Genomic DNA, 22,144 nt, shown 5'->3' on the forward strand with positions numbered 1-22,144 from the left:
ACCTCCGCTTGAGCGCCGTCCGGCCGGCCCTCTCCGGCAGCGGCGTCCGGCACAGCGATCATGTCCACAGGTCCTATTCTCCCAAACGTGGATGACGCCCGAGTTTCCGAGCTGTTCGACCCCGCCGCCTGGTCCGAGGTCGAAGGGTTCTCCTTCACCGACATCACCTACCACCGTTCGCGAGACGCCCGCTCCGGCAAACGGGTGGTCCGGATCGCTTTCGACCGTCCGGAGGTCCGCAACGCCTTCCGCCCGCACACCGTCGACGAGCTCTACCGGGCGCTCGACCACGCCCGGATGAGCTCGGACGTCGGGTGCGTCCTGCTCACCGGCAACGGCCCGTCGCCCAAGGACGGCGGCTGGGCGTTCTGCTCCGGCGGTGACCAGCGTATTCGCGGACGCTCCGGGTATCAGTACGCGAGCGGGGAGACCTCGGACACGGTCGACCCGGCGCGGGCGGGCCGGCTGCACATCCTCGAGGTGCAGCGGTTGATCCGTTTCATGCCGAAACCCGTGGTCGCCGTGGTGCCCGGCTGGGCCGCGGGCGGCGGGCATTCGCTGCACGTCGTGTGCGATCTCACCCTCGCCTCGGCCGAGCACGCGCGGTTCAAGCAGACCGACGCGGACGTCGGCTCGTTCGACGCCGGCTACGGCTCGGCGGGCCTCGCCCGGCAGGTCGGACAGAAGTTCGCGCGGGAGATCTTCTTCCTCGGCCGCGACTACACCGCTGAGCAGATGCACCGGATGGGCGCGGTCAACGAGGTCGTTCCGCACGCCGAGCTGGAGCGGGTCGCGCTCGAATGGGGCTGGACGATCATCGGCAAGTCGCCGACCGCGCAGCGGATGCTGAAGTACGCGTTCAACGCGATCGACGACGGGCTCGTCGGGCAGCAGCTGTTCGCCGGCGAAACCACCCGGCTGGCGTACATGCAGGACGAGGCCGTCGAAGGCCGCGACGCGTTCCTGGAGAAGCGCGACCCGGACTGGTCCGACTACCCGTACTACTACTGAGAAGGTCGTTCGCCGTGCACGTGGTGTGGCTCGACGGCAGCGCCGACGCGCTGACCGCCCTCGACGCGGCCCTGGCGGCTGCCCTCGACGGCGGTCCGGCGGTGCTGCCGCTGAACTCGGCGGATCCGTCGGCCCCGGCGCTGCTCGAGGCGATGGCCCCGGAGCAGCCGGTCGAGCCGGACACCGCCGTGGTGATCGCCACGTCCGGGTCCACCGGAGCGCCGAAGGGAGTGCTGCTGTCGCCGCGAGCGCTCACCGCGTCCGCGACGGCCACGCACGCCCGGCTCGGCGGCCCCGGGCACTGGCTGCTCGCTACGCCCGCGCACTACATCGGCGGCCTGCAGGTGCTGATCCGGGCGCGGCTGGCAGGCACGAAACCGGCGTTCCTCACCGGCGTCGGCTTCCGTCCGGACGAGTTCGCCGCCGCGGCCGCGCCCGTGCTGGCGGAAAACGGCCCGCGCTACACCGCGCTTGTGCCGACCCAGCTCGTCCGGCTTCTCGATGACGGGGGCGCTGGCCTGGCCGCCGCGAAGGCGTTCGACGGAATCATCCTGGGCGCCGCCGCCACCTCGCCGAAGCTGCGCGCGCAAGCGGCCGAGGAAGGTGTGCGGATCGTTCCCTCGTACGGGATGAGCGAGACCGCCAGCGGCTGCGTCTACGACGGCATTCCGCTCGACGGCGTCCGCGTGGAACCCGACGCCGACGAGCGGCTGTGGATCTCCGGCCCGGTCCTGTCGCACGGCTACCGTCTCGCGCCGGAACTGACCGCAGAGTCGTTCCGGGACGGCTCTTTCCGTACCTCCGACCGCGGCCGCCTGCTGCCGGACGGCCGGGTCGAGGTGCTCGGGCGTGCGGACGACGTGATCAACACCGGCGGGGTCAAGGTGTCCGCCGCCGCGATCGAACGCCTGCTCGGCGCCCAGCCCGGGGTGCGAGATGCATGTGTCGTCGGCATTCCCGATCCGCAGTGGGGCGAGGCGGTGGTCGCGATGGTGGTGGCCTCGGCAGACGAGGCCGCTTTGCGAGCCGCCGTGCGCGCTGAGATGGGTGCCGCCGCGACGCCGAAACGCATCGAGTTCGCCGACGCGCTCCCCTTGCGCGGTCCGGGAAAGATCGACCGCCAGGCAGTGGTCGCCGCCCTCCGAACGCGCTGAACGGGTTCACCGAACGGGTGAAGATCGCATGGCGTTGAATGGACCCCATGGCGACAGTCAGTGAGTGGATCGAAGGCGCGCGGCCGAGGACGCTGCCGAACGCGATCGCGCCGGTCGTGGCCGGGGTCGGGGCGACGATCGCGCTCGACGCGTTCTCCTGGTGGCGTTCGCTGCTCGCGCTGCTGGTCTCGCTGTCGCTGATCATCGGCGTGAACTTCGCCAACGACTACTCCGACGGCATCCGCGGCACCGACGAAAACCGCGTCGGCCCGCTGCGTCTCGTCGGCTCCGGCGCGGCGAACCCGAAGGCCGTGCTGCGCGCCGCCCTCACCGCTCTCGGCCTCGCCGGCGTGCTGGGCCTGACGCTCGTCGCGTTGAGCGGGTATTGGTGGCTGCTCGCGATGGGCGCGCTGTGCATTCTCGGCGCGTGGTTCTACACCGGCGGCAAAAAGCCTTACGGCTACTACGGTTTGGGCGAACTCGCGGTCTTCGTCTTCTTCGGCTTGGCCGGTGTCCTCGGCACGGTCTACGTGCAAGCTGGTCGCGTCAGCTGGGATGCGCTGGGCTGCGCCGTGGCCGTCGGCTCGTTCTCGATGGCCGTGCTGGTGGCGAACAACCTCCGCGACATCCCCACCGACATCGAGTCCGGCAAACACACCCTCGCGACCCGCATGGGCGACGGCGGCACGCGCAAGCTTTACCTGACCCTGGTGACGGTGCCGTACGCGCTCACCGTGCTGATGGGCGTCTGGCACCCGCTGCTGTTCATCACGTTCGTGACCGCGCCGCTGCTGCTGAAGCCGATCAAGGCCGTCGGCGGTGGCGGGAAGGGCCGGGAGCTGATCCCGGCCCTGCGCGACACTGGCATGGCGATGCTGGCGTGGGCGGTGCTGAGCGCGGTCGCGCTGGCGCTCTAGCGACCGCTGCGGTAGCGGCCCGGCGTGGTCCCGATGACGGCGGTGAACGCCGCGATGAAGCCGCTGGGATTGGCCCAGCCGCAGGCATAGGCGGTGCGGACGGTGTCGTGGCCGTCGGCGAGCAGTACCAGCGCGTGGTAGATGCGGAGCTGGGTGCGCCACTCGTAGAAGGTCATGCCGAGCTCGTCGTGGAACAGCCGGCTGAGGGTGCGTGAGCTGGCTCCGATCGACTTCCCGAGCTCGGCCAGCGTGGCGTTGTCCGCAGGATTCTCGTGCAGCCGCTCAGCAATCGCCCGCAGCCGGTCGTCCTGCGGCGCGGGCAATTGCAGCGGCGGGTCGGGTGCTTCGCGGAGTTCGTCGACGAGGACCCGGTGTAGGCGGGCGAGTGCGGAGCCGCGGTAGCCGGAGCCCTCGTAATTGCGGGGGCCGGTCAGCGCGAGCAAGACCTCGCGGGCCAGGCCGGAGGTCCGGAACACGGCCGGCCGGTCCGAGATGAGCCGGGCCAAGGACGGCTCGAGAAAGACGATCCGGATGTCGGTGTCGCCGTGGGCACGGTGGAAATGCGGGAACCCGGCGGGCGTCCAGGCGACTCGGTTGGCGGGCGCGAGCGACGTGCCGTACTCGGTCTGCACGACAAGAACGCCGCGGGCCGCGTAGACCAGATGTCCCCGCTCGTGCGACTGCAGCTCGCTGGTTTCGCCGGACGGCCAGAGATGCCTGCCGCCGGAGGGCCACAGGTAGGAAGTGGTTTGGCGGGGAACAGGCATCAGATGGCATTCTAGCGTTAACAAGCCACGCGGAGTTCTTGAAAGGCTTTCTCCCGAGAGATTCCGTTGCGGCTCAAGGGAGAAATGCATGTCGACGTTCGTTCTCGTCCCCGGCGCTTGGCACGGCGGCTGGGTCTTCGAGGAGGTGGTGCCGCTGCTGGAGCGCGCGGGACACACCGTGCACGCCCTGACCCTGACCGGTCTGCGGCCGGACGACGACGCCGCGACCGTCGCGGGAGCCAACCTCGACACCCACGCCGAGGACGTACTGGCACTACTCGACCGAGCCAACATCACCGACGCAACACTCGTCGGCCACAGCTACGGCGGGTTGGTGATCGCCGCCGCGGCCGACCGAGCCGGAGGCCGGGTCTCCCGGGTAGTGCATCTCGACGCCTACGTGCCTCGTGACGGCGAATCGTGCTGGTCCTCCACCACCGAGGCGTACCGGCAGGCATTCGTGGCCGGCGCCGCGGACACCGGATACGCGGTCCGTCCGCCGGAACGCGACGGCCGGGATGCCCGCCGCCGTCCGCATCCGCTCGCTTCGCTGCTCCAGACGATCCGGCTCACCGGGGAGTTCGCCAAGGTTCCCCGGCGCGAGTTCGTCTACTGCTCCGGCTGGGAAGGCACGCCCTTCACCGAACTCCGGAACCGGCTCGAAGCCGACCCGCAGTGGCAGGTCCACGTTCTCCGCACCGCCCACAACGCCATGCGCGAAGACCCGGAAGGCGTCGCGAAACTGCTGCACGACTAGACCTTCGAACCCGGCCGGTGAGCAGGAACTCGCCGGTCCATCCCCTGCTCGCCGAGCCATTCGGCTGAAGCGGATCAGGGAGGTCGGGCGGTGGCGGCAAGGGCCGGGAACTGATCCCGGCCCTGCGCGACACCGGCATGGCGATGCTGACCTGGGCGATGCCGACCCGGGCAATGCTGGCCTGGTGGGGCCGACCAGGACGGGACTGGCCTGGGCGATGCTGGGTTGGCGATGCCGACCCGGGCAATGCTGGCCCGGGCGATAACGACCCGGGCGATGCTGGCCCGAGCGATGCTGGCCCGAGCGGGACTGGCCCGAGCGATGCTGGCCCGAGCGGGACTGGCGTTGGCGGTACTGAGCACGGTCGCTCTAGCGACCCGCGGCGATCGCCTGCCACTCCACGAACTCCGCCAACCCGTGCGAGCCGTATTCGCGGCCGACCCCGCTGGCCTTGAACCCGCCGAAGGGCGCGTTCCCATGCCGCGGCGCTCCGTTGACGTGGAACGTGCCCGTGCGCACCGCCCGCGCGATCTCGATGCCGTGCTCCGCGTCGGCGGTCCACACGCCGCCGCTGAGCCCGTAGTCGGAGTCGTTCGCGAGCCGGATCGCTTCCTCCTCGGTGTCGAACGGGATCACCACGAGCACCGGCCCGAAGATCTCCTCGCGCGCGATCCGCATGTCGTTCGAGACGTCGGCGAACACCGTCGGACGCACGTAAAACCCGCCCGCCAGCTCGGGATCCGCGAGCGGCTCGGCACCGCCCGCCGCGATCCGCGCGCCCTCCTCGACGCCCAGCCGCAGGTACGACAGCACTCGCTCGTACTGGTCCTCGCGCACGATCGGCCCGACGAACGTGTCCGGCTTGGCGGGATCGCCGACCACGAGTCCGTCGGCCATTTCCGCCAGCGCGGCCACGACCTCGGCATACCGCTCGCGCGCCGCGAAGATCCGGGTGTGGGCCACGCACATCTCGCCGTTGTTGGCGAACGTCGCGGTCCGGATCCCCTCAGCGACGGTCTTCGGGTCCGCGTCCGCGAGCACGATCGCCGCGGACTTGCCGCCGAGCTCCAGCCCGACCCGCTTGAGCTGCTGCCCGGCGAGCGACGCGATCCGCCGTCCGGCCGCCGTCGAGCCGGTGAACGAGATCTTGTCCACGCCGGGGTGCGTCACCAGGTGCTCGCTCACGTCGCGGTCGGCCGCGAACACGCTCACCACCCCCTCGGGGAAACCGGCCTGCTCGAAGATCTCCGCCAGCACCATCGCGTCGAGCGCGGTTTCCGGCGCGGCCTTGAGCAGCACGGGATTGCCCGCCAGCAGCGCCGGGATCAGCTTCACCAGCGCGGCCGAATGCGGCGAGTTCCACGGGATCACCGCCGCCACCACGCCGACCGGCGCGGCGCGCACGATCGTCCGGTTGCCCGCCTCGTCGGTCAGCGTCTCCTCCCAAGAGAACTCGCGCGCGGTCTCGAGCCACGCGGCCGTGCGCTCCGGGAGGTTGTGCTGCGTCCAGCCGGTGAACCAGCTCGGCGAGCCGTTCTCCGCGGTGATCAGCTCGGCGATCTCGTCCGCGCGGGCGGCGTGCAGTTCGTTGAACCGCTCGACCAGCCGTAGCCGCTCGGCCAGCGGGGTTCTGCCCCACGGTTCGAGCGCCCCCCGCGCCGCCGCCACCGCACGGTCGACGTCAGCCGCCGACGCTTTCGGCGCGGTGCCCACCAGCGCCCGGTCGTGCGGCGAACGGATCTCGAAGGTGTCGGTCGTGGCGGGTTCGGTCCACCGGCCGCCGAGGAAGAGCTGGTCGTAGGTGCGCATCGGGATCTCCTGTCCAAGTTAACGGAACACTGCTCTCTTGTTCTCGAAGCTAACAGCACGCTGTCCTTTTATCAAGAGAGCAGTGTCCTGTTACACTTCGAGGCGTGTCCGAGTTCCAGCGCGCCCGCAGCCCTGAGCAGGTGGAAGCCCGCCGCGAAGCGATCCTCGATGTGGCCGAAGAGCTGATGACGGAGTCGTCCGTCGGCGAAATCAGCATGCGCGAACTGGCCCGGCGAGTGGGCTTGTCGGCGTCGAACGTCGCGCGCTACTTCCCCACCCGGGAGGCCGTCTACCTGGAAGTGCTCGACCGCGCTCGCGGCGCGTGGCTCGATTCGCTCACCCTGGAAGGCGACCTGTCGGAGGTCGCCGCGACCCTCGCCCGTTCACTCGCGACGCGACCGGTGCTGTGCGAACTGATCAGCGTGCTGGCGAACGTGCTGGAGCGGAATGTCTCGACGGAGATCGCGCGGGACTACAAGCTCCGGTCGGCGAAGCACAACGCCCGCACCGCTGACCTGCTGCACGCCGCGCTGCCAGGTCTTTCCGCGGAGACCGCGCAAGAACTGTCATCCGCGATCTTCATGTTCACTGCGGGAATGTGGCCGCTGGCGCACCCGAACCAAGCCGTCCGGGAAGCCATCAAGGATCCGCGCCTGGCCGGCTCCCGCCTCGACTTCGAAGACCGCTTGCGCCGGTTGATCGTCGTGCTGACGCTGGGCTACCAGGAGGTCAGGCGTCGAATCGGCCAGTGAGCAGGAACTCGTCGAACCGCGCCCGATGCGGCGCAAGATCGATCCCCTGCTCGCCGAGCCATTCGTCGGAGTAGTACGTGTTCGCGTACCGCTCGCCGCCGTCGCACAGCAGCGTCACCACCGAACCCGCCTGGCCGTCCGCCAGCATCCGCGAGATCAGCTGGAACGCGCCGTACAGGTTGGTCCCGGTCGAGCCGCCCGCCCAGTGGCCGGTGCGGTCGCGCAGCAACCGGATCGCCGCGAGGGAACCGGCGTCGGGCACCTGGAACATCTCGTCGATCACGCCGGGCACGAACGACGGTTCGCAGCGCGGCCGTCCGATGCCTTCGATCCGCGACGGCATGCCGGTCGCGTAGTCCGGCGCACCGGTTTCCCACGCGCCGTAGAACGACGAGTTTTCCGGGTCCACCACGCAGATCTTCGTGGTGTGCCGCTTGTACCGGACGTAGCGGCCGAACGTCGCGCTCGTCCCGCCGGTGCCCGCGCCGACGACGATCCACGACGGCACCGGGTGGCGCTCGGCGCGCATCTGCGCGAACACCGATTCGGCGATGTTGTTGTTGCCGCGCCAGTCCGTCGCGCGCTCGGCGTAGGTGAACTGGTCGAGGTAATGCCCGTTGCACTCGGCGGCCAGCCGCTCAGCCTCCGGGTACATCGCCGGGGCCGCGTCGACGTAATGGCATTCGCCGCCGTAGAACTCGATGAGCGCGATCTTTTCCTTGCTCGTCCGCCGCGGCACGACGGTCACGAACCGCAGACCGAGCATCCGCGCGAAGTACGCCTCGGACACCGCGGTCGAGCCGCTGGACGCCTCGACCAGCACGGTGTCCGGGCCGATGTGCCCGTTGACCAGGCCGTACAGGATCAGCGAGCGCGCGAGCCGGTGCTTGAGCGAGCCGGTCGGATGCACCGACTCGTCCTTCAGGTAAAGGTCGATGCCCCATTCCGGGGGCAGCGGGAAGACGTGCAGGTGCGTGTCGGCGCTGCGGTTGGCGTCGGCCTCGATGATCCGGACGGCTTCCCGGACCCAGGCGCGGCTGTGTGGTTTGCTCATGCCGCGGAATCGTCGGCCGAGGTCTCGCCGCGCAGCTGCGACCGCAGCTGGGCCCGAGCACGCGCGCGGGATTCGTTGCGCTTGGCCAGCCCGGCCGTCACGCGCTGGTTCAGGCCGCGCAGGAGCAGCAGGCCGAGCGGAAGGCCGACGACGAGCCCGATCAGCAAAGAGACCAGCAGCGGCACGCCGACCAGCGAAAGCACGACCGCGACCACCGCGACGAGCGCGAACCGCGCGATCAAGTACACCGTCAGGTCACGGGGAAGGTGGTCCGGTGTCTCGCTCACACCGAAACAGGCTACGCCCCGCTTGGCGAGTCTTCGTCCAGGCCCGCGTTGTTGGGGCGGCCCTCGAACCGGGTGGAGAGCACGACTGTCGTATTGGTGCGGCCGACGCCGGGAATGCGGCGCAGCCTGCCGAGGGTGAGCTCCAGCTCGTCGACGGTCGAAACCCGCACCTTTACTACGAAGGCCTCGTCGCCCGCGACCGCGTAACAGCTCTCCACCTCGGGCAATTCGCCGAGCGAGGTCGCGACGTCCTCGTCGGTGGCGGTGTCGGTGGGATGGATGCCGACCAGCGCGGTGACGCCGAGGCCGACCGTGTTCGGGTCGACCATCGCGTGGTACCCGGTGATCACGCCCGCCGCCTCGAGCTTTCCGACGCGTTCGTGCACCGACGACGCGGAGAGCCCCACCGTCCGGCCGAGGTCGGCGTAGGTAGCGCGGCCGTTGGCCCGCAGCTCGGCGATGATCTTCCGGTCCAGCTGATCCACCGGCCCATTATGCGGCGCGGGCCCGCGACCGGCTCATCCCGGTAGGTCCCGGATTGTCTCCTGCGTCACAGCAACCTCGGCGGTCGACAGCGCCCGCACTCGGCCTTTGCCTGGTCTTTACCCGGATCTCGGCGCAGCCGGTTGGAAAATGCCTGGTCAGCGGGGCGCGAACAGGTCCTGAGCGATCCTGAGAATCTGCTGAGTTATGTCCCTTTTGCACTTTAAGGGCTCTTTACCCAAGGACAACCGTTCGAGTACCCGACGGGTGAAGTGCCACGATTGCCGCGTTGGCCACCCGGGCGCGAAGGGCGAAATCGCCCGATGCCCCCGGTATAGCAAGTAGGGCGTTAAGGAGGCGGAAAATGACCGCAACCATGGGCGGACGGTTGCTCACCCCGGGTGAGGTGGCCGCTCTGTTCCGGGTGGACCCGAAGACCGTGACCCGCTGGGCCACCGCGGGCCGCATCGGCTCGATCCGGACGCCGGGCGGACACCGCCGGTTCCGCGAGTCCGAGGTGAACGACCTGCTGGCCGAACTCACCACGGACGCCAGCGAACCGACCCGCAAGATCTGATCCGCGGGTCACGCAGACGACGAAGGGTCGTGAGTGGCAAGGGGTGCCTCCCGCATCGCTTGCCGGTCACGACCCTTCGCCGCGTTCCGAGCCTGCCGCGCCGTCCCGTCCCCCCGTTCAGCCGAATTGCGGCTAACCTGGGTGGCCAGCACGACGGAAGGGACCGGGCATGATTCCTTTGCTCGCAGCGGTGGGCGCCATCACCATTGCCGTTCTGTTGTGGCGGGCACTCGGCGCGCAACGGATCAGCGTCCCGCAGCGCCGCCCGGCCGTCGCCCCTGACGACGATCCCGAATTCCTGCGCAAGCTCTCCGAACAGCAGCGAAACCGCCCGACCGACGACAACGACTCCTGACGGCTGGCTCAGGAAGAGAATCCGTCGGCCACAGTCGCCGCCAGTTCCAACAGCGCCAGCCGAGTGTCCCCGCCCAGGCGCTCCAGTTCGATCTCCGCGCCCTCTTCCAGATGCGCATCGAACGGAATCCGGCACACCGACCGCACCTTCGCTCCGAAGTGCGCGGCCAGCTTGTCCAGATCGACCGAACTCCCCTTCGGCCGCACCGAGTTGATCACCACGACTGACCGTTTCACCAGGTCGCCGTAGCCGTGCGCCTCGAGCCAGTCCAGCGTCGCCGAAGCGCTGCGCGCCCCGTCGACCGAGCCCGACGACACCACCACCAGCGAATCCGCGACGTCGAGGACGCCCTTCATCGCCGAGTGCATCAAACCGGTGCCGCAGTCGGTGAGCACGATGTTGTAGAAGTGCTCCAGCAGGTTCACCGTGCGCCGGTAGTCGTTCTCGGAGAACGCCTCCGACACCGCCGGATCCTGTTCGCTCGCCAGGATTTCCAAGCGGCTCGACCCCTGCGACGTGTACGACCGGACGTCGCTGTAGCGCGTGATCTTGTCCGCGTCCCGCAGCAGGTGCCGCACGGTCGCGGTGGTCTCGATGGCGATCTTCTGCGACAGCGTCCCGCGGTCCGGGTTCGCGTCCACCGCCACGACGCGGTCGCCGCGCAACGACGCGAAGGTCGCGCCGAGCGTGGTCGTCGTCGTGGTCTTGCCGACGCCGCCCTTGAGGCTCAGCATCGCGATCTTGTAGCACCCGCGCAGCGGCTGGTTGACCCGCGCGATCAGCTCGCGCCGGCGCGTGTCCGCGGGGCTCTCCCCTGGGTTGAGCAGCTTGCCGGTGCCCAAGTAGACCGCCTTGCGCCAGCCTGACTGCGGCGTCCGCTTCTGCTGCTTCACCAGGTGCGCGGTGGCCAGCTCGTCCGCGCCGGACGCAGGCTGCGGAAGTCCCTGAGCGGAGGGAACGGCACCCGGAGCGGGAACCGGCGTGCCAGCTTGGGCGACCGGCTGGTACCCGCCCGGAGGGGCATACGGCTGCTGCTGCGCCGGAGGCTGCAGCGGCGGCAGATTCTGGTCGTAGTGCGGCTGGTACCCGCCCGGCTGCGGCAGCGGCGGATACGCGCCCTGCGGCGGCGGGTCGACGACCTGCGTCGGCTGCGCGTCGTACGGCCCGGTGCCGGGGTGCGGCGTCGAGTCGGTGCGTTCCTCGGAGAACATGGCAGCCGGTTCCTGGGCCTGCTCGGACTGCTGTTCCCCGGCAGTCTCTTCACTGGGTCCGGTCACCGTTGCCAACCTCCCGGGTACGTCGAAGGGCCCCTGGCGACGACGGTAGTCGCCCGAGGCCCGGTCCGGGCGGTGGACCCCCGGCTCAGCTCACTCCGGCGTAGGAATGCAGTCCGACGGTCACCAGGTTGACGAAGAACAGGTTGAAGATCGTCGCGGCGAACCCGACGATGTTGATCACCGCCGCGCGGGTGCCGCGCCAGCCCGCGGTGGCCCTGGAGTGCAGGTATGCCGCGTAGATGACCCACGCGATGAACGCGACGGTCTCCTTCGGGTCCCAGCCCCAGAACCGGCCCCACGCGGCCTCGGCCCACACCGCGCCGCACAGCACGCCGAAGGTGAAGATCGGGAACGCCACGATCGTGGCGCGGTAGGCGATCCGGTCGAGCACGTCGGCGGCGGGCAGCTTGGGGCCGAACTTGGCGAACTTGGCCGGGTCGCGGTCGTGCGCGGAGCGGAAGAGGTACAGCACGCTCGCGACGCCCGGCACCAGGAACACGCCGGAGCCGATGATCGCGGCGGACACGTGGATCACGAGCCAGTACGACTGCAGCGCGGGCACGACCGGCGCGGCCACCGTGTACAGCATCGTGCCGTTGATGAACATCAGGATCACGACGGGCAGCAGCAGGAAGCCGGTGAGGTGGCGGACCGGGAACTTCTTGATCACCACGAGCCACGCGACGACGGTAATGAAGGTGACCGCCATGCCGTACTCGTACATGTTGCCCCACGGCGCGCGGTGCACCGCGAGTCCGCGCAGCACGATCGCCGACAGCTGCAGCAGCGCGCCCAGCACGAGCAGCGCCGCGCCCATCCGGCCGATCCGCTCGGCGCGGCCGACCGCGCGCGGGGCCTCGGGCTCGACCGGTGCGTCGCCGTCTTCGATGCTGGCGTCGTCGGCGTCGTTGGTGTCGGGCCCGCCAGCGCCGACCAGCACACGCTTGCGGCTGCGCTCGGCGGCGAGCCGGCCCTTGGCCCCGAAGGCCTGCTCGAAGAGCGTGAACAGCAGCGCCAGCACGTAAATCGCCACTGTCGTCGTGTACAGCAGGTCGCTGTACTGCGAGAGAGTCTCGTTGATTTCCATGCCTCAGCTGCCCTTCCGGCCCGTGACCAGCCGTTCGCTGATCCGCTGGAATTCCTCGCCGTAACCGGCTTGATCCGTGCGCGCGAGCCCCGCGACCTCGATCACGGTACTCGCGCTCTCGTCCTTGCCCGGCCGCACCCGCACCCACACGCGACGCCGCTTGACCAGCAGCGACGCACCGAGCCCGGCGAACATCACGATCGCGAAGCCGAGCACGAAGCCCTGCGTCGGATCGTGCGAGATCTGGAGGTTGACCCATTTGTTGACGCCGTCGAAACGCACCTTCGTGCCGTCGTCGAGCGTCACTTCCTGGCCGACCGCCAGGTTCTTGCGCGCGACCCGCTTGAGCCGGCCGTCCTGAACCCGGGATTGGTCGACCGAGAACACCGACTGGCCGCGGCCCGCGTCGAGACCGAGGTCGCCGCGCAGCACGTCGACCGCGACCATCGGGTTGTTCAGCTGCGGCGCGGTCGAGGTGAGCACGCCGCCGTGGATGAACGACGACGGGGCGAACAGGCCGGTGATCGCGAGCTGCTTGGTGCGCCGCTGGACCTCGTCGGTGACGCCGGGCTGGTCGAACTTCGTCGCGCCCTCGGACAGCATCGTCGCCGAGTTGGTGAACATCCACTGGGTGTTCTGGGTGCGCTTCTCGCCGTTCGGGAAGGTCACCGTGAACTGCGGCGAATAACCGTTGCCCAGCAGGTAAACCCGGTCGCCGACGGTCCGCAGCGGCTCGTTGACCTCGAGGTCGTACGGCTTCCACGTGCCGGTCTGCAGGTCCTCGCCGGACTGGTACTCGATGTGCGAGTGGTAGTAGTCGGCCTGGTTGGTGGCGGTGTAGCGGGCGGTGAAGTCGTTGACCTTCACGCAGAACGGGTTGAGGTCGGTGCCGTCGACGCGCAGCCCGGCCTCGAACGAGTCGTAGTTGTAGATGCCCGAGTTGCAGAACTGGCCGCCGTTGGCCTGCACGATGACCTGGCCCTCGTAGCTGTAGAGCTTGCCGAGGGCGAAGAAGATGATCAGGCCGAGCATGCCGAAGTGGAAGAGCAGGTTGCCGGTCTCGCGCAGGTAGCCGCGCTCGGCGGAAATGCTGAACCCGCCGCCGTCTTCCTCGCGCTCGACGCGCCGCCAGCCGGACAGCTGCTTGCGCACGTCCTCGCGGATCGTCTCCGGCGTGCGCGCGGTGCGGGCGATCCGGTGGTGCGGCATGCGCGCGAGATTGCGCGGCGTCAGCACCGGCTTGGCCCGCATCTGCTTGACGTACTCGAAGCTGCGCGGCGTGAGGCAGCCGATCAGCGAGATCATCAGCAAGATGTAGATCGCGGAGAACCAGACGCTGGAGTAGACGTCGTAGAACTCCAGCTTGTCGAGCAGCGAACCCCACCAGCCGTGCGCGCTGATGTACTCGTCGACCTTCGGCGCGTTCAGCCGCCGCTGCGGCAGCAGAGCGCCGGGAAGCGCGGCGAGCGCCAGCAGGAACAGCAGCACCAGCGCGGTGCGCATGGACGTGAGGCCGCGCCAGGTGTTGCGCAGGAAGGCCAGCGCCTGCTTGGCCGCGGACGGGCGGTACGGGTTCGGGTTCTTCGGGGGCGCTTCGGTAGTGGTCACAACGGCAGCTCGAGATCGGAGGCGACGGAGTTGCGGAGCCAGCCCATGACGTCTCCCCACAGCCCGGTGACCAGCAGGATGCCGACCACCATCAGCAAGACCCCGCCGAAGATCTGCACGCGGCGGCCGTTGCGGCGGAGCCAGTCGGTGGCGCGCACGGCCCAGCGGGCGCCGAGCGCGATCAGCAGGAACGGAACGCCCAGGCCGAGGCAGTAAACGAGCACCAGCACGTACCCGCGCACCGCGGCCCCGCCGGTCGCGCTCGCGAGGCTCGTGACGGCCGAGAGCGTCGGCCCGATGCACGGCGTCCAGCCGAGCCCGAAAACCGCGCCGAGCACCGGCGCGCCCCAGAGGCCGCCGCCGGGCACGCGGTGCGAGCGGACCTCGCGCTGCAGCCCCGGGATCCAGCCGATGAAGACCAGGCTCATGAGGATGGTGAGGATTCCGCCGATGCGCTGCAGCAGATCCTCGTTGACCAGCAAGGTGTTCGCGAGCCAGACCAGCGTGCCCATGGTCGCGACGAACACCACGGTGAACCCGAGCACGAACAGGCCCGCCGCGCCGAGGACGGCATAGCGGCCCTTTTTGCGCTCCTCGCCGTCGCGCACCGCCGGGGCGTCCGCGCCGACGAGAGCCGCGAGGTAGGCGAGGTACCCGGGCACGAGCGGCACCACGCACGGCGACGCGAACGAGATGGCCCCGGCCAGCAGCGCAACACCCGCGGCGAGCAGCAGCGGCCCGGAGAGCGCCAGCTCGGACACGGAGTTCACGCACTTGAGAGTAGGCAGTGAGCTGGACGTGAGGCGGGCGGGGCCCGCTCACAGGACCTACGCCACAGCTCGCCCGGGACCTTGGTCCTGCGGTCCTGTGCCGCCCCAATGTGGCGTTGGGTGCGTCAGACGCACCGAACGCCACATTGGGTGCGCCACATGCACCCAATGTGGCATTGGGGCGGAACTGGGCGAGCCGGGGCGGAGAGGGCCGGGGCGGAGCGGGCGGAGGAAGCGGAGGGGAAGAGGCGGAGCGGAGCCCGCGGGCGGGGCTACTTCTCCGCGCTGAGCCGCTGCACCACCGGGACCAGGTCCGAAGCCAGCACCTGCCGCAGGAACACCGCGGCCACCCGGTGCTGTTTGTCCAGCACCAGCGTCGACGGGATGATGTTGCGCGGATACCCGGCCAGCTGCAGCAGCACGCGTCCGGACGGGTCCCAGATCGACGGGTACGTCAGGCCGCGGTCGCGCACGAAGTCCTGTGCCACGTCGCGCGCGGGGTCGCGGACGTCGAGTCCGATGACCTGGGCGCCGAGCGGGGCCATCTGCTTGCTCGCGGTCTCCAGCTCGGGCGCTTCGGCGCGGCACGGGCCGCACCACTGACCCCACAGGTTGATCACCAGCGGCTTGCCGGGGAAGTCCTCGATCGAGAGCTGTTTGCCCTCGTGCATCAGGTCGTCGCCGGCCAGCGTCGGGGCCTTTTGGCGCTCGTTCACCGGGTAGGTGATGTCGACCTTGCCGCCGGGCGAGACGAAGGTGAAGGTGCCGCCCGAGACGACCGCGTCCTTGCCGGTCGAGCAGCCCGTCACGACCAGCGCGGCGGCCAGCAACACCCCGAGCAGCCGCCGTTTCATGCGCCGGTCACCTTGGGGTCGGTGGTGCCCGCGGGCTCGCTGTAGACGATCTCCAGCAGCTCCTCGCCGTCGAAGACCAGGCTGGTGAGCGACGCGAGCGAGCACTGCCGCTGCCGTGGGTCGTGCCACAGCCGCTTCGCTTCCAAGAAGCGGCGAAGCGTCCAGATCGGCAGCTGGTGCGACACACACAGCGCTTCGCGCCCTTCGGCCTTTACGCGCGCACGGTGCACCGCGCCGAGCATGCGGTGGGCGATCTCGACGTACGGCTCGCCCCACGACGGCTTAAAGGGATTCACCAGGTGCGGCCACGCTTTCGGCTGCCGCAGCGCGCCGTCGCCCACTGCCACGCGCTGGCCTTCGAAGACGTTCGCCGCTTCGATCAGACCTTCGTCCGTAGCGATGTCGAGACGGTGCGCGCCCGCGATGGGCGCCGCGGTCTCCTGCGCGCGCTGAAGCGGCGAAGCGACGACGTACGCGAGGTCGTGACCAGCGACCGCCTCGGCGACAGTGAGCGCCTGACGCTGCCCGCGCTCCGACAGCCGGAAGTTCGGCAGCCGCCCGTAGAGGATCTTCTCCGGGTTGTGGACCTCGCCGTGCCGCAGCATGTGGACGACGGTGGTCACGGCTTAACCGCCTCAGCCGCCGCGCGCGCCGCCGCTGGCAACGCGGCTTCGATGACGGCGAATGCTTCGTCGTCCATCGCGGCGTTCACGAACCACGCCTCGTACGCGCTCGGCGGCGGGTACACGCCCGCTTCGAGCAGCGCGTGGAAGAAGGCCGGGAAGCGCCAGGTCTCAGTGGCCTGCGCGTCCACGTAGTTGCGTACGGGCTTGTCGGTGAAGAAGACGCTCACGAGGTTGCCCGCGTACTGCACGGTGTGCGTGACGCCCGCTTCGCTGAGCGCCTTGTCGAAAAGCCCGCCGAGCCGCTTCGCGTTGGCATCGAGCTTCGCGTACACAGCGTCGTCGGCTTCGCGCAGCGCGGTGAGACCGGCAGCGACTGCGACGGGGTTACCGGACAGCGTGCCTGCCTGATAGACGGGACCGCCGGGCGCGAGCTTCGCCATGATGTCCGCGCGACCGCCGAACGCCGCTGCGGGCAGCCCGCCGGACATCACCTTGCCGAAGGTGTAGAGGTCGCCGGCCACGCCTTCGAGGCCGAACCAGCCGGCGCGCGAGACGCGGAAGCCGGTCATCACCTCGTCCATGATCAGCAGAGCGCCGTTTTCGTGCGCGAGGTCACGCAGTGCGGCGTTGAAGCCGGGGTCCGGCGGCACCGCGCCCATGTTGCCCGCTGCCGCTTCGGTGATCACCGCAGCGATCTGGCCCTCGTTCTCCGCGAAAGACTTCCGGAGCGCGTCAAGATCGTTGTACGGCAAGACAATTGTGTCCGCGGCCTGCGCGCCGGTGACGCCCGGCGAGGTCGGCAGGCCGAGCGTCGCGACCCCCGAACCAGCTTCGGCGAGCAGCGCGTCGACATGGCCGTGGTAGCAACCGGCGAACTTCACGATCTTGGCGCGGCCGGTGAACCCGCGAGCCAGCCGGATGGCGCTCATCGTGGCTTCGGTGCCGGAGTTGACCAGCCGGACCTGCTCGACCGGACCGACCCGGCCGATGATCTCCTCGGCCAGTTCGACCTCGCCGATGGTCGGTGTGCCGAAGGAAAGCCCGTGCTCCGCGGCCTCGCGGGCGGCGGCCACCACCTTCGGGTGCGCGTGCCCGAGGATCATCGGGCCCCACGAGGAGACGAGGTCGACGTAGCGGTTGCCGTCGGCGTCCCACAGATACGGGCCCTCGCCGCGGACCATGAACCGCGGCGTGCCGCCGACCGAGTTGAAGGCGCGCACCGGCGAGTTCACCCCGCCCGGAACGGCTGCCTTGGCGCGTGCGAACCATGCTTTGGACTGCTCGGTGCCAGTGCTCACCGCCCCAGTCTTGCAAATCCTCCGTTCGGGTGTCGGCGGCGCCCAAGCTGCCACCCGATTGCCACCCGGCACACCGGTCCACTCGCTCTTAAGATGGGCGCGCATGGACGGGGCGAGCCATGGAGGAGACGTGACGGCGCCCACACACCGCCGGAACCCGTGGCTGATGCTCGCGGTGTTCTTCGGGCTGGTCGGCGTCATCGCGCTGGTAGGGGCGCTGGCCGCGACGACCGCGCCGGACGCCTACAACCGGTACGTGCTGCCGGAGTGGGCCCCGCCCTCGTCCCTGTTCAGTCCGGTGTGGACGGTCCTGTACGTCGTGCTCGCCTTCGCCGGCTGGGTTTATTGGCGCACTGACGGCGAGAACCAGGGCTTCGCCGCGTACGGCATCGGCCTGCTGTTCAACCTGATGTGGATCTCGCTGTTCTTCGCGGGCGGCTCCACGCAGGTCGCGTGCGTGGACATCGTGCTGCTCGATTTCACCGTGATCGTGACGATCGCGCTCTTCTACCGCCGATCCCGCATCGCCGCGTTGCTGCTCCTGCCGTATCTGGCGTGGCTGCTCTACACGACCGCGCTGAACGTCGCGATCATCGCGCTCAACGACGTTCCCTAACGGCCCGGCTGCGCCACGATCGCCTGCGCGGTCACCGAACCGTCCGATCCGGTGCGGCCCTGGACGGTCACCGTCTGGCCCGGTTTGAGGTCGCTGAGCTTGCCCGGCTGGGTCACGCCGACCGTCGTACTGTCCGAAGTGGACACTGTGACCTCGCTGCCCTGCACGGTCTTCAGCGTGACCGTGCTGCCGTCGACCTTCTCCACGGTGCCGACCGTCCCGCGACCGCCTGCCGTGCGTCCGCCGAAGCCTGTCCCCTGTTGTCCGTCCGCCGCGACAGGACGTGCGCTGGAAGAGCCGCTCGACGGGCCGAACGCCGCGTGCGTCCACGCGCCACCAGCGAACGCCAGTGCCAGCACGAGCAACCCGGCGAGCACGAGCGTCGGCTTGCCGAACGGCCGCGCGACCTGCTTCAACTCGGCGGTGAGATCGCCTTGGACGGCGGGTTCGGCGATGAGGTCTTCCGGACGGGCTGGCTCCTCCGGCGGGGTCGGAATGGGCTGGGTGGTCGACGCGGACATGACGCTCCTACTCGTGCCGGAGGGCGTCGATCGGCCGCAGCCGCGAAGCCCGGTTCGCCGGGAAACTGCCGAAGAAAAGCCCGATCAGTGCGGAAACCGCGAACGCCAGCGCGATCGACGACGGCACCACCACCGGCTGGATGCCCGCGATGCTGAACCGGCTGCCGACCACCCCGATCAGCACGCCGAGCAGTCCGCCGAACAGGCTCAGCATGGTCGCCTCGGCGAGGAACTGGCCGAGGATCGCCGAACGCGGCGCGCCGATCGCCTTGCGGATGCCGATTTCGCGGATCCGCTCGGTGACCGTGACGAGCATGATGTTCGTGACGCCGATCCCGCCGACCAGCAGCGAGATCGCCGCGACCGCGCCGAGCAGCACGGTGAAAGTCTGGATCGCCGACGTGCGGGTCTGCAGCAGCTGCGCGGAGTTCTGGATCTGGAAGTCGGGATTGGCCGAGGCCTGGATGCCGTGCCGGGCGTCGAGAATCGCGGTGACCTCGGCCTGGGCGAGCCCGATCGAATCGGCGGTCGTCGCCTGCACGGCGATCTGGTTCAGGCCGCCGTAGCCGGCGAGCGAGTTCTGCACCGCGCTGATCGGGGCGATCGCGACGTCGTCGGCGTTCTGCAGCCCGGTGCTGCCTTTCGTCTGCAGCACGCCGATCACGGTGAACTGGATGCTGTTGATCAGCACGTTCTTGCCGACCGGTTCAGCGGTGCCGAAGATCGACTGCGCGGTCGTCGGCCCGAGCACCACGACCTTGCGTGCCTGCGTCACGTCCTCGGCACTGAACAGCTGGCCGTCGGCGATCTGGCGGTTCGTGGTGGTGAAGTAGCTGGGTTCGGTGCCGACCACGCTGGACACGTCGTAGGAGGTCTGCCCGTACGTCGCGGTCGCGCTGGTGTTCACCACCGGAGCCGCCGCCTTCACGTCCGGCGCGCCCACCGGGTCGACCAGCGCGTGCGCGTCCTGCACGGTGAGCGGCCGCACCTGGCTGGACTGCCCGCCGCCGCGGAGCGGCGACACGTTGACCACGTCGGTGCCGAGGCCCTGAATGCTCGCGGTGATCGCCGCCGAAGCGCCGTTTCCCACTGCTACCAACAAGATCACCGACGCGACACCGATGGTGATACCGAGTGTGGTGAGCACCGACCGCAGTTTGTTCGAGGCGAGGCCGCGCACCGCGAACCGCATGATCTCGACGAAGTTCACGCGACCACCCCGGCGCGGACCTCGTCCGACACGATCCGTCCGTCGCTGACCCGGACGACGCGGTGCGCGTGCCGCGCGACCTCGTCCTCGTGCGTGATCACCACGACCGTGCGACCGAGCGCGTTGAGCCGGTCGAAGACGCCGAGGACGTCGACAGTGCTTGCGTGGTCGAGGTTTCCGGTCGGTTCGTCGGCGAGCAGCAACGCCGGTCCGCCGACGAGCGCCCGTGCCACCGCGACGCGTTGCTGCTGTCCGCCGGACAGTTCGTTCGGCAGATGTTTGGCCCGGTCAGTCAGCCCGACCATCTCCAGCGCGGCCAGCGCCCGGCGGCGCCGCTCGCCCCGCTTGAGTCCGCTGTAGACCATCGGCAATTCCACATTGGACAACGCGCTGGTGCGCGGCACGAGGTTGAAGGACTGGAAGATGAAGCCGATCTTTCGGTTGCGCAGCAAGGCAAGCTGGCGTTCGTTGAGATCGGCGACGGAGAACCCGTCCAGCAGATACCGGCCCGAGGTGGGCGTGTCGAGACAGCCGAGCATGTTGAGCAGAGTCGATTTCCCAGACCCGGACGCGCCCATGATCGCGACGTACTCGCCCGGCCACACCTGCAGATCGACCCCGCGCAACGCGTGCACCGCGGTTTCCCCGCTGCCGTAAGTCTTGCGCAGTCCGGAGACCGCGATCACCGGCTTCATCCCCGGCCCCCGCCGACATTGCCCTGGCGTCCGCCGCCGAATCCGCCCTGCTGACCGCCGCCGAACCCGCCGAGGCCGCCAGTGCCGCCCCGCTGCTGACCGTTGGACCCACTCGACGTCGTCGGCGAAGCAGCGGTGAGCACCACGCTGTCGCCCTCATTGAGCCCGGATTTGATCTCCACAGTGGACTCGCCGCGCACGCCGACCTCGACCTGCCGCGTAACCGGCTGCCCGTTCTGCTCCACCGTGACCGCGTTCGTCGTCCCACTGGTCCGCACCGCCGCAGCCGGAACGCTCAGCACGCCATCGGCTTCCGCGACCGTGATCACGACACTCGCCGACTGCCCGGGCCGCAACCCCGACGGCGGATTCGTCAGCGCGAGCTTCGCTCCGTAACTGACGACATTGCTGCTCGTAGTCGGCGTCAGGTCGATGCTGGAAACGGTCGCTTGCAACGGCTGATCCGGCGTCGCGTTTAGAGTGACCGTGGCTTTCTGACCGGTTTTCACCTTGCTCACGTCAATTTCCGCCACCGAAGTATTGACGACAAGGTTTCCCATGTCAGTGATATCGATAAAACCAGTGCTGCTACTGCTGCTTGAAGACGACTGCTGCCCGGATTGCCCACCGGAGCCGGAACTGGAACTCGACGAAGCCGCGCCCGCGGAACTGTTGCTGGAATTGCCTCCGCTGCCCGTTTGCTGCCCGACCGTCCCGTTGATCGCGGTGACAGTCCCCGCGCCTGGCGCGGTCAACGTCGTCGCGTTGACCGCTGTTTCCGCGTTGTCGACGTCCAGCTGCGCTTGATCCACTTTGGCCTGCAGCGAGGCGGTGCTGGTCTGCGCCTGGGTCGCGGTCTGGTTCGCCGGCGGGTTGTCCTGCGCCGCGGTGAGGTTGTCCTCGGCGACCGCGAGATTGGCCTTGGCGACCTGAAGTTGTTTGCTGGCCTGGGAAGAGTCGATCGTGGCGAGCTTCTGCCCGGCGCTCACGACGTCGCCGACCTTCACGTCGATGCTCGTGACCTTGCCTGACGTCGTGAAGTTCGCGACGCCGCTGTAGGTGCTCGCGATCGTGCCCGCCGCCGAAACGGTCTGGGAAACGTTCGCGCGCCGTACCGGCGTCGTGCGGGTTTGTGCCTGCGCTGTCGAACTCGCCGGCGAAAAGGCCTGGTAAATCCCGAAAGCCGCGCCGCCGAGCAGCACGACAAGGACTCCGTTGATCACCCAGGTTCGTGTGCGCAGCCGCGTCATGGCCGCAAGACTGCGGGGCCTGGTTAGCAGTTAGCTGTTGGTTCCCTGTGGGCCAGCTGTGTAATCAGTCCTTCTTCTTTTTGTGCCGCGCCCGCACCGCGAGCAGCAATTGCCGGACGGCGTCCACGACCAATACCGCCGACAGCGTGCCGAGCCCGAGCGCCCCGGCGATATGTCCGCCGAAGTACCGCTCAGAGGCCAACCGCGTGCCGTCGCCCGCGGTGGTGACGACCGTGACGACGCCGGCGTGCCACAGCGCGAACGCCGCCCACAGCGCCAATCCGGCCACCACGACCTCGCCGAGCGCGACGAACGCGCGCCACGGCTGGTTGAGCTTCGCTTGCGGCTGCGTTTCCTCCGGCGGCCAAAGCCCGGCTCCGGTCGGCTGGGGCAGATCGATCACGGGGTC

25 protein-coding genes are annotated in these 22,144 nt (G+C 69.3%); 8 read left to right on the forward strand and 17 right to left on the reverse strand.

Annotation, left to right across the window (positions count from 1 at the left end; translation table 11 throughout):
* Positions 1-87: 87 nt before the first annotated feature.
* Genes AB5I40_RS23860 through AB5I40_RS23870 form a run of 3 tightly spaced genes read left to right on the forward strand, consistent with a single transcriptional unit; the run spans position 88 to position 3,082 of the window.
* The gene (locus tag AB5I40_RS23860) at positions 88-1,011 is read left to right on the forward strand and encodes a 1,4-dihydroxy-2-naphthoyl-CoA synthase (RefSeq protein ID WP_037818864.1); all 924 of its coding nucleotides are present in this window, start codon (positions 88-90) and stop codon (positions 1,009-1,011) included.
* A gap of 14 nt (positions 1,012-1,025) precedes the next feature.
* A complete protein-coding gene (gene menE / locus AB5I40_RS23865; RefSeq protein WP_370932303.1) occupies positions 1,026-2,165 on the forward strand; it encodes an o-succinylbenzoate--CoA ligase in 1,140 nt (379 codons plus the stop codon).
* 47 nt (positions 2,166-2,212) lie between these two features.
* Entirely contained in the window at positions 2,213-3,082 is an 870-nt protein-coding gene (locus AB5I40_RS23870; protein WP_370932304.1) for a 1,4-dihydroxy-2-naphthoate polyprenyltransferase, read from the forward strand.
* Here the strand turns inward: AB5I40_RS23870 and AB5I40_RS23875 are convergent.
* Complete coding sequence (locus AB5I40_RS23875) at positions 3,079-3,849, reverse strand: helix-turn-helix transcriptional regulator (RefSeq protein ID WP_370932305.1); 771 nt, start codon at positions 3,847-3,849, stop codon at positions 3,079-3,081. The genes AB5I40_RS23870 and AB5I40_RS23875 overlap by 4 nt on opposite strands.
* Positions 3,850-3,937: 88 nt before the next feature.
* Here AB5I40_RS23875 and AB5I40_RS23880 point away from each other — a divergent pair, with 88 nt between their 5' ends.
* Positions 3,938-4,606, forward strand: coding sequence for an alpha/beta fold hydrolase (locus AB5I40_RS23880; protein ID WP_370932306.1), 669 nt, complete (start codon positions 3,938-3,940; stop codon positions 4,604-4,606).
* Between the two features lie 369 nt (positions 4,607-4,975).
* Here the strand turns inward: AB5I40_RS23880 and AB5I40_RS23885 are convergent, their stop codons facing one another.
* Entirely contained in the window at positions 4,976-6,415 is a 1,440-nt protein-coding gene (locus tag AB5I40_RS23885; protein ID WP_370932307.1) for an aldehyde dehydrogenase, read from the reverse strand.
* A 104-nt stretch (positions 6,416-6,519) separates the two neighbouring features.
* On the opposite strand from AB5I40_RS23885, the gene AB5I40_RS23890 reads away from it, so the two are divergent.
* Positions 6,520-7,167 carry a TetR family transcriptional regulator gene (locus tag AB5I40_RS23890; RefSeq protein ID WP_370932308.1) on the forward strand — a complete coding sequence of 216 codons (648 nt, stop codon included), beginning with the start codon at positions 6,520-6,522 and terminating at the stop codon, positions 7,165-7,167.
* On the opposite strand, the gene AB5I40_RS23895 is transcribed toward AB5I40_RS23890, so the two are convergent.
* Genes AB5I40_RS23895 through AB5I40_RS23905 form a run of 3 tightly spaced genes read right to left on the reverse strand, consistent with a single transcriptional unit; the run spans position 7,145 to position 8,993 of the window.
* Complete coding sequence (locus AB5I40_RS23895; protein ID WP_354746215.1) at positions 7,145-8,221, reverse strand: PLP-dependent cysteine synthase family protein; 1,077 nt, start codon at positions 8,219-8,221, stop codon at positions 7,145-7,147. The two genes, AB5I40_RS23890 and AB5I40_RS23895, sit on opposite strands and share 23 nt — an antisense overlap.
* Complete coding sequence (locus AB5I40_RS23900; protein ID WP_037818858.1) at positions 8,218-8,508, reverse strand: DUF4229 domain-containing protein; 291 nt, start codon at positions 8,506-8,508, stop codon at positions 8,218-8,220. The genes AB5I40_RS23895 and AB5I40_RS23900 overlap by 4 nt, the downstream gene beginning before the upstream one ends.
* An 11-nt stretch (positions 8,509-8,519) precedes the next feature.
* Complete coding sequence (locus AB5I40_RS23905) at positions 8,520-8,993, reverse strand: Lrp/AsnC family transcriptional regulator (protein ID WP_162834336.1); 474 nt, start codon at positions 8,991-8,993, stop codon at positions 8,520-8,522.
* A 362-nt stretch (positions 8,994-9,355) separates the two neighbouring features.
* Here AB5I40_RS23905 and AB5I40_RS23910 point away from each other — a divergent pair, with 362 nt between their 5' ends.
* Complete coding sequence (locus tag AB5I40_RS23910; protein WP_009072010.1) at positions 9,356-9,568, forward strand: BldC family transcriptional regulator; 213 nt, start codon at positions 9,356-9,358, stop codon at positions 9,566-9,568.
* Positions 9,569-9,737: 169 nt separating this feature from the next.
* The gene (locus tag AB5I40_RS23915; RefSeq protein ID WP_370932309.1) at positions 9,738-9,923 is read left to right on the forward strand and encodes a hypothetical protein; all 186 of its coding nucleotides are present in this window, start codon (positions 9,738-9,740) and stop codon (positions 9,921-9,923) included.
* Between the two features lie 8 nt (positions 9,924-9,931).
* Here the strand turns inward: AB5I40_RS23915 and AB5I40_RS23920 are convergent, their stop codons facing one another.
* The 7 genes from AB5I40_RS23920 to hemL all read right to left on the reverse strand — a co-directional run bounded on the left by AB5I40_RS23920 (position 9,932) and on the right by hemL (position 17,443).
* Positions 9,932-11,200 (reverse strand): MinD/ParA family protein, encoded by a 1,269-nt coding sequence (locus tag AB5I40_RS23920; RefSeq protein ID WP_370932310.1) that lies wholly within the window; start codon positions 11,198-11,200, stop codon positions 9,932-9,934.
* A gap of 85 nt (positions 11,201-11,285) precedes the next feature.
* Positions 11,286-12,287: a c-type cytochrome biogenesis protein CcsB gene (ccsB, locus tag AB5I40_RS23925; RefSeq protein WP_370932311.1), complete on the reverse strand. Its 1,002-nt coding sequence runs from the start codon at positions 12,285-12,287 to the stop codon at positions 11,286-11,288.
* 3 nt (positions 12,288-12,290) lie between these two features.
* On the reverse strand, positions 12,291-13,895 hold the full coding sequence (locus AB5I40_RS23930) for a cytochrome c biogenesis protein ResB (RefSeq protein WP_370932312.1): 1,605 nt from the start codon (positions 13,893-13,895) through the stop codon (positions 12,291-12,293).
* Complete coding sequence (locus AB5I40_RS23935) at positions 13,892-14,665, reverse strand: cytochrome c biogenesis CcdA family protein (protein WP_344288218.1); 774 nt, start codon at positions 14,663-14,665, stop codon at positions 13,892-13,894. Before AB5I40_RS23935 ends, AB5I40_RS23930 begins: the two co-directional genes overlap by 4 nt.
* Positions 14,666-14,937: 272 nt before the next feature.
* Complete coding sequence (locus tag AB5I40_RS23940) at positions 14,938-15,519, reverse strand: TlpA family protein disulfide reductase (protein ID WP_370932313.1); 582 nt, start codon at positions 15,517-15,519, stop codon at positions 14,938-14,940.
* Positions 15,516-16,142, reverse strand: a complete 627-nt coding sequence (locus AB5I40_RS23945) for a histidine phosphatase family protein (protein ID WP_009071997.1) — start codon at positions 16,140-16,142, stop codon at positions 15,516-15,518. The genes AB5I40_RS23940 and AB5I40_RS23945 overlap by 4 nt, the downstream gene beginning before the upstream one ends.
* Positions 16,139-17,443, reverse strand: a complete 1,305-nt coding sequence (hemL, locus tag AB5I40_RS23950) for a glutamate-1-semialdehyde 2,1-aminomutase (protein WP_370932314.1) — start codon at positions 17,441-17,443, stop codon at positions 16,139-16,141. The genes AB5I40_RS23945 and hemL overlap by 4 nt, the downstream gene beginning before the upstream one ends.
* Positions 17,444-17,573: 130 nt before the next feature.
* Here hemL and AB5I40_RS23955 point away from each other — a divergent pair, with 130 nt between their 5' ends.
* Positions 17,574-18,059, forward strand: a complete 486-nt coding sequence (locus AB5I40_RS23955; RefSeq protein ID WP_370932315.1) for a TspO/MBR family protein — start codon at positions 17,574-17,576, stop codon at positions 18,057-18,059.
* On the opposite strand, the gene AB5I40_RS23960 is transcribed toward AB5I40_RS23955, so the two are convergent.
* The 5 genes from AB5I40_RS23960 to AB5I40_RS23980 all read right to left on the reverse strand — a co-directional run bounded on the left by AB5I40_RS23960 (position 18,056) and on the right by AB5I40_RS23980 (position 22,138).
* Positions 18,056-18,580: a DUF5666 domain-containing protein gene (locus AB5I40_RS23960; protein ID WP_370932316.1), complete on the reverse strand. Its 525-nt coding sequence runs from the start codon at positions 18,578-18,580 to the stop codon at positions 18,056-18,058. The two genes, AB5I40_RS23955 and AB5I40_RS23960, sit on opposite strands and share 4 nt — an antisense overlap.
* 7 nt (positions 18,581-18,587) lie before the next feature.
* Positions 18,588-19,790: an ABC transporter permease gene (locus AB5I40_RS23965; protein ID WP_344288211.1), complete on the reverse strand. Its 1,203-nt coding sequence runs from the start codon at positions 19,788-19,790 to the stop codon at positions 18,588-18,590.
* Entirely contained in the window at positions 19,787-20,485 is a 699-nt protein-coding gene (locus AB5I40_RS23970; RefSeq protein ID WP_370932317.1) for an ABC transporter ATP-binding protein, read from the reverse strand. Before AB5I40_RS23970 ends, AB5I40_RS23965 begins: the two co-directional genes overlap by 4 nt.
* A complete protein-coding gene (locus AB5I40_RS23975) occupies positions 20,482-21,735 on the reverse strand; it encodes an efflux RND transporter periplasmic adaptor subunit (RefSeq protein WP_370932318.1) in 1,254 nt (417 codons plus the stop codon). The genes AB5I40_RS23970 and AB5I40_RS23975 overlap by 4 nt, the downstream gene beginning before the upstream one ends.
* Positions 21,736-21,799: 64 nt before the next feature.
* Positions 21,800-22,138: a hypothetical protein gene (locus AB5I40_RS23980; protein ID WP_037818917.1), complete on the reverse strand. Its 339-nt coding sequence runs from the start codon at positions 22,136-22,138 to the stop codon at positions 21,800-21,802.
* Between the last annotated feature and the right edge of the window lie 6 nt (positions 22,139-22,144).

The sequence above is a fragment of the Amycolatopsis sp. cg13 genome, from assembly GCF_041346965.1.
Lineage (GTDB): Bacteria > Actinomycetota > Actinomycetes > Mycobacteriales > Pseudonocardiaceae > Amycolatopsis.